At 66.9% G+C, this 6,524-nt stretch carries 6 protein-coding genes; all 6 read right to left on the reverse strand.

Annotated elements, in window-relative coordinates:
• Positions 1-786, reverse strand: a 786-nt coding sequence (locus AB1609_13340) for a GTP-binding protein (GenBank protein MEW6047444.1), incomplete at its 3' end; no start/stop codon positions are given.
• Between the two features lie 36 nt (positions 787-822).
• On the reverse strand, positions 823-1,293 hold the full coding sequence (gene rpsG, locus AB1609_13345; GenBank protein MEW6047445.1) for a 30S ribosomal protein S7: 471 nt from the start codon (positions 1,291-1,293) through the stop codon (positions 823-825).
• A 117-nt stretch (positions 1,294-1,410) separates the two neighbouring features.
• On the reverse strand, positions 1,411-1,824 hold the full coding sequence (gene rpsL / locus AB1609_13350; protein MEW6047446.1) for a 30S ribosomal protein S12: 414 nt from the start codon (positions 1,822-1,824) through the stop codon (positions 1,411-1,413).
• 3 nt (positions 1,825-1,827) lie between these two features.
• The gene (locus AB1609_13355; protein ID MEW6047447.1) at positions 1,828-2,133 is read right to left on the reverse strand and encodes a ribosomal L7Ae/L30e/S12e/Gadd45 family protein; all 306 of its coding nucleotides are present in this window, start codon (positions 2,131-2,133) and stop codon (positions 1,828-1,830) included.
• A 219-nt stretch (positions 2,134-2,352) separates the two neighbouring features.
• Positions 2,353-6,015 carry a DNA-directed RNA polymerase subunit beta' gene (gene rpoC, locus AB1609_13360; GenBank protein ID MEW6047448.1) on the reverse strand — a complete coding sequence of 1,221 codons (3,663 nt, stop codon included), beginning with the start codon at positions 6,013-6,015 and terminating at the stop codon, positions 2,353-2,355.
• A gap of 33 nt (positions 6,016-6,048) precedes the next feature.
• Positions 6,049-6,339 (reverse strand): hypothetical protein, encoded by a 291-nt coding sequence (locus AB1609_13365; GenBank protein ID MEW6047449.1) that lies wholly within the window; start codon positions 6,337-6,339, stop codon positions 6,049-6,051.
• Positions 6,340-6,524 lie beyond the last annotated feature (185 nt).

Genomic DNA, 6,524 nt, shown 5'->3' on the forward strand with positions numbered 1-6,524 from the left:
CGAACCGCACAGAGCCGGCACCAACCGGCCCTGGATGGTGGCCTTGCGCAGGGCGCGCTGCAAATCCTCGACGTCGATCTCGGCGCCCTCGAGGTAGCGCGCCATCAGTTCGTCGTCGGTCTCGACGATGGCCTCGACGGTGGCCTCGCGGGTTGATTCGGCCAGTTCCACCAGATCGGCGGGCACCTCGGCCTCCTCGCGCCGCGTGCCCAGGTCATCCTCGTAGAGGATGGCCTTGCGCCGCAGGAGGTCGATGACGCCGCGGAAGCTCTCCTCGGCGCCCACCGGAAGCTGAATGGGTACGACGGTGGCCCCGAGCCGCCTGCGGATGTCATCGACCACCCGCAGGAAGTCGGCGCCCACCCTGTCCATCTTGTTCACGTAAGCGATTCGGGGTACCCGGTAGCGGTCTGCCTGCCTCCATACCGTCTCCGACTGGGGTTCCACGCCCTGCACGGCGTCGAAGATGGCGATTGCACCGTCGAGCACGCGCAAAGACCGCTCCACCTCGACGGTGAAGTCCACGTGGCCCGGTGTATCGATGATGTTGATACGGTGATCGCGCCAGTTGCAACTCGTGGCGGCCGAGGTAATGGTGATCCCGCGCTCCCGCTCCTGGATCATCCAGTCCATGGTCGCGGAGCCTTCGTCGACCTCGCCGATCCGGTGCACCCTGCCCGTGTAGAACAGAATGCGCTCGGTCGTCGTGGTCTTCCCGGCATCGATATGGGCCATAATCCCGATGTTGCGGGTTCTTTCGATCTGAACCTCTCGTACCGCCGACACGAACTCTGCTTCCCCCTGAAAAACTGCCCGCATCCGCTACCAGCGGTAGTGGGCAAACGCCCTGTTGGCCTCCGCCATCCGGTGCGTGTCCTCGCGGCGCTTCACCGCGCCGCCCTGCCCGTTGGCGGCATCCAGAAGCTCGCCCGCCAGGCGCTCGGCCATCGTATGGTCCTTGCGCTGCTGCGCGTATTCGATGATCCACCGCAGACCCAGCGAGACCCGGCGCTCCGGCCGCACCTCGATGGGCACCTGGTAGGTGGCGCCCCCGACCCGGCGAGGGCGAACCTCCAGCATCGGCATGGTGTTCTTGAGGGCCTGATCCAGCACCTCAGCCGGATCCTTGCCGGAACGCTCCCGGATCAGCTCGAAGGCCTGGTACACGATCCGCTCGGCGAGGCTCTTCTTGCCGTCCTTCATTATCTTGTTGATGAGCCGCTGCACCATCTCGCTGTTATACCTCGGGTCCTGCGGGATGGTCCGGCGCGGCGCCGGTCCTCTGCGCGGCATCTGCGCTTTCTCCTTCCAAAACGAGAGCAGGCTACCCCCTCAGACTGCTCCATGCGGACTTTTGGGCTGCCTGTGCAAAAGGCGAGGAGGCGGCGCCTGCGTACCAATAGCGGCCCGTTACTTCGGCCGCTTGGCCCCGTACTTCGAGCGCCCCTGACGGCGGTTGGCAACGCCCGCCGCGTCCAGCGTGCCCCGGATGATATGGTACCGGACGCCGGGGAGGTCCTTCACGCGTCCGCCCCGGATCAGCACCACCGAGTGCTCCTGGAGGTTATGGCCCTCCCCCGGAATGTACGCGGTGACCTCAATGCCGTTGGTCAGGCGAACTCGTGCCACCTTGCGAAGCGCAGAGTTGGGCTTCTTGGGCGTGGTCGTGTACACACGGGTACAGACCCCTCGCTTCTGGGGCGCACCTTCGCCCTCGAAACGCCGGCCAATGCGGGTGTTCTGAATGAACAGGAGCGCCGGAGCCTTGCTCTTGCGCTCCACCCGCCTGCGCCCCTGCCGCACAAGCTGGCTGAACGTCGGCAACTGCTACGCTCCCCCCTTCCTCTGCCGCTTCGCATCGGGCGACACATCCCGGTCTACAATCAACGCCGCTGCCGAGGCGCCCACGTCGATGCCACACGCCCTGCCCAGGGCGTGCATGCTATCCACGTAGACGACCTGGACCGCCTGCCGCTGGCTGAGCTCCAGGATCGGACCGGTTACCTCGGGATCCGCGTCCTGGGCCACGTACACGAGCCGGGCAATTCCCTTGTGGAGTGCCCTCAGCGTCTGTCGAGCCCCGACCGTCTTCGGATCCGTCTTGAGTCGCGCCAGTACCCCGGGCTCTACCATACGGCCGGGGATCACTCCCGCTCGATCGGCCTCAAACCCTTATACAGCGCGGCCTGGCGGCGGTTTACCCGCCCGAGCACTCCCTCATTCTAGCATCGGCCCTCAGGGCTGTCAATCTGACATTTGCGGGCGGCTGCCACAAAAGGAGCCTGCCAGCATGGGCCCCGTCGGGCCCGGTGCCGGCAGGCTCCCTGCACGACTCCAGCCCTGCCAGGGACTCTACTCGTCCGAATCGGCTTCGGCGCCCTCCCCGAGGGGGCTGTCGCCGGAAAAGTCCGGCACGCCAGGACGGTGCGCGTCCGGTGTCCCCTCCGGAACGGGTACGACGGGTGCCTGGTCCCTGAGGGCGTTCGTCTGGTCTTCCCCGGCAGCCGTTCGCAGGAGCCGGCCAAGCGCCGACGCGCCGTCCACGAGCGGCGCGCCCTTCGGCACCGCTCCCGGCGCCGGCGCCACCTTGATCTGGCGGTAGCGGGACATGCCCGTGCCGGCCGGGATCAGCTTGCCGATGATGACGTTCTCCTTCAGCCCCAGCAGCGGGTCCGTCTTGCCCTTGATGGACGCGTCCGTCAGCACCCGGGTGGTCTCCTGGAACGAGGCCGCCGACAGGAAGCTCTCGGTCGCCAGCGACGCCTTGGTGATGCCCAGCAGAACAGGCTTCCAGGTTGCCGGCTGCCCGCCGGCCACCACGCGGGCGTTTTCCTCCTCGAGTTCGTGCTGCTCCACGATCCCGCCGGGAAGAAGGTCCGTGTCGCCCGGGTCCTCCACCCGCACCTTGCGCAGCATCTGTCGGACGATGATCTCGATGTGCTTGTCGTTGATGTCCACGCCCTGAGAGCGGTAGACGTTCTGGACCTCCTGCAGCAGGTACATCTGCACGCCCCGCAGGCCCTTCACGCGCAGGATGTCGTGCGGGTTGATGGGCCCTTCCGTCAGGCGGTCGCCCGCCTCGACCCGCTGCCCCTCCTGCACCACGAGGCGCGACCCGTACGGGATGACGTACTGGCGCTCCTCGCCGTCGTCGCCCCGCACCAACAGCCGCCGGGCCGTCTTCGACTCCTGCAGGTGAACGGTGCCGCTGATCTCCGTCATCACGGCCTGGCCCTTGGGCCTGCGCGCCTCGAACAGCTCCTCGACCCTGGGGAGACCCGACGTGATGTCCTGCCCGGCCACGCCGCCCGTGTGGAACGTGCGCATCGTAAGCTGCGTTCCGGGCTCACCGATGGACTGGGCGGCGATGATGCCCACCGCCTCGCCCACCTCCACCGTCTGGCCCGTCGCCAGGTTGCGCCCGTAGCATGCCGCACACACCCCGTAGCGGCTCCGGCAGACCAGCACCGACCGCACGGGTACCCGGTCCGTCCCCAGCTCCTCGATGCGCGCTGCCATCTCGTCGTCGATGGTTTCGTTGGCGCGCACCAGGATCTCGCCGGTGTTGGGGTCGCGGATGTCCTCGCCGGCCAACCGCCCCGCGATGCGCTCCCGCAGGCTTTCGATGACGAGCCCGCTGGACGGATCCTTGAGCGGCCCCACCTCGATGAACTCGGTGGTGCCGCAGTCCTCTTCTCTCACCAGCACGTCCTGCGCCACGTCCACCAATCTGCGGGTGAGATACCCGGAATCCGCCGTGCGCAGCGCCGTATCGGCCAGACCCTTGCGCGTGCCGTGGGTGGAGATGAAGTACTCCAGCACGGTGAGGCCCTCGCGGAAGTTGGCGCGGATGGGGATTTCAAACGTGCGCCCCGTGGGGTCGGCCACCAGCCCCCTCATCCCCGCCAGCTGCGCGAGCTGCGACTCGTTACCTCGGGCGCCTGAGATGGCCATCATGTAGACCGGGTTGAACCGGTCGAGATTGTCGAGCATGGCCCGGGTGACCCGCTCCTTGGCCCTGGTCCACGTCTCCACGATGCGCTGGTAGCGCTCCTCGGCCGTGAGAAGGCCGCGGCGGTGCTGCTGCTCGACCCGCTCCACCTGCTCGTCGGCTTCCTTCAGGATCTCCTGCTTTTTCGGCGGGATGACGATGTCCGTCACGCCCACCGTGGTGCCGGAGGTCGTCGCGAAGTGGAAGCCGAGAAACTTGATCCGGTCGAGCACCTCGGCGCTCTGCTCCGGCCCGTAGGCCCGGTAGAGTTCGTCGACGATCCGCGCGAGCTGCTTGCGGTCGATGACCCGGTTCCAGTTCTCATCCTTGAGGAGTTTCTCCGGCAGCGCTTCCCGGAAGAAGACCCGTCCCGCCGTCGTCTTGACCCGCCGGCCGTCCTCCAGGCGCACATCGATGGGAGCGTGCAGCTCCAGCACGCCCTCGTCGCAGGCCATCCGCACCTCTGCAGCGCTCTGGAAAACCATGCCGGATCCGGGGGCGCCTTGCCTTTCCAGCGTCAGGTAGTAGCAGCCGATGACCATGTCCTGCGTCGGGGTTACCACCGGGCGCCCCGTGGCCGGCAGCAGCATGTTGTACGTGGACAGCATCAAAAGGCGCGCCTCAGCCTGCGCTTCCGCGGAGAGCGGCACGTGCACGGCCATCTGGTCGCCGTCGAAGTCCGCGTTGTAGGCGGTGCAGACCAGCGGGTGGATCTGGATGGCGCGGCCTTCCACCAGCACCGGCTCAAACGCCTGGATCCCGAGCCGGTGCAACGTCGGCGCGCGGTTGAGCAGCACCGGGTGCTCCTTGATGACCTCCTCCAGGACGTCCCACACGTGAGACTCCATACGCTCCACCATGCGCTTGGCGCTCTTGATGTTGTGGGCGAATCCCTTGTCCACGAGGCGTTTCATCACGAACGGCTTGAAGAGTTCCAGCGCCATCTCCTTGGGAAGCCCGCACTGGTGGAGCTTGAGTTCGGGGCCCACCACGATCACGGAGCGGCCCGAGTAGTCGACGCGCTTGCCCAGCAGGTTCTGGCGGAACCGGCCCTGCTTGCCCTTCAACATATCGGACAGCGACTTGAGGGGGCGGTTGCCCGGCCCCGTGACAGGCCGGCCGCGCCGCCCGTTGTCGATGAGGGCGTCGACCGCCTCCTGAAGCATTCTCTTCTCGTTGCGGACGATGATGTCAGGCGCCCCGAGTTCAAGCAGCCGCTTCAGGCGGTTGTTGCGGTTGATGACGCGCCGGTAGAGGTCGTTCAGATCCGAAGTCGCAAACCGCCCGCCGTCCAGTTGAACCATGGGGCGCAGTTCCGGCGGGATGACGGGGATGACGTCCAGGATCATCCACTCCGGGCGGTTGCCCGACTTGCGGAACGCCTCCACCACCTCGAGCCGCCGGATGGCGCGCACCCGGCGCTGCCCGGTGCTCTCCCGCACCTCGCGGCGCAGCTCCTGCGCCATCCTGTCCAGGTCGATCTCCTGGAGCAGCACCTTGATGGCCTCTGCACCCATCCCCGCCTTGAAGTTGTCGCCGTACTTGTCCCGGTACTCGCGGTACTCGCTCTCGGTGAGGAGTTGCTTTTTCATGAGCGGCGTGTTGCCGGAGTCGATGACGATGTAGGAGGCGAAATAGAGCACCTTTTCAAGCTGCCGGGGCGACAGGTCCAGGAGCAGGCCCATCCGGCTCGGGATGCCCTTGAAGTACCAGATGTGGGAGACGGGGGCCGCCAGCTCGATGTGCCCCATGCGCTCGCGGCGCACCTTGCTGCGGGTGACCTCGACGCCGCAGCGGTCGCAGATGACGCCCTTGTAGCGAACCCGCTTGTACTTGCCGCAGTGGCACTCCCAGTCGCGGGTGGGCCCGAAGATCTTCTCGCAGAAAAGCCCGTCCCGTTCGGGCTTGAGGGTCCGGTAGTTGATGGTCTCCGGCTTCTTCACCTCGCCGTGGGACCACGATCGGATCTGGTCGGGCGACGCAAGCCCGATGCGGATGCGGTCGAAGTTGTTGACGTCCAGCACCGGCACGGCTCTAGTTACCCCCTCGGGCTCAAGTCACGACTTCCACGGGCGACGGCCTGAACGGTGCCCGTAAGGCGGCTCCTCCTCGTCCTCATCCGTTCCGTACCCGTTCTCGTCTTCGCCCTCGTCGTCGAACGAGCCGTCCTCGTCAAAGCCGTTCTCGTCCTCGTCGTCGCCGAAGCCTTCCTCTTCGTCCTCGTCGTCGCCGCCCTCGAAGTCGTCCTCCGAGAAGTCCTCGTCGAACTCGTCGTTCCCGAGGAGCCCCTCGTCGCCCCCTTCCTCGTCCTCTTCCTCAAGCGGATAGGCGTTCTCATCGAGATCCACGTCTTCCTGGTCCTCCTCGTCCGGGGCCGGCAACGCCTGCTCGAACTCGTCATCACGTCCGCCGCCCCGGCGGCCCGAGGGCCTGGACGTCCCGCTCGAGCCCGGGCCGGTCCGCCCGCGCCGGGGAGAGGCCGCGGCCCGGCCCTCCTCCTCTTCCCCGACTTCTGGCCCTCCGGCCTCGATCC

Source organism: Bacillota bacterium (genome assembly GCA_040754675.1).
Taxonomy (GTDB): domain Bacteria; phylum Bacillota; class Limnochordia; order Limnochordales; family Geochordaceae; genus Geochorda.

Excerpts from the sequence above, each read along its gene's own strand:
- rpsG (MEW6047445.1), bottom strand. The coding sequence starts at position 1,293 with ATGCCGCGCAGAGGACCGGCGCCGCGCCGGACCATCCCGCAGGACCCG.
- AB1609_13355 (MEW6047447.1), bottom strand. The coding sequence starts at position 2,133 with ATGGTAGAGCCCGGGGTACTGGCGCGACTCAAGACGGATCCGAAGACG.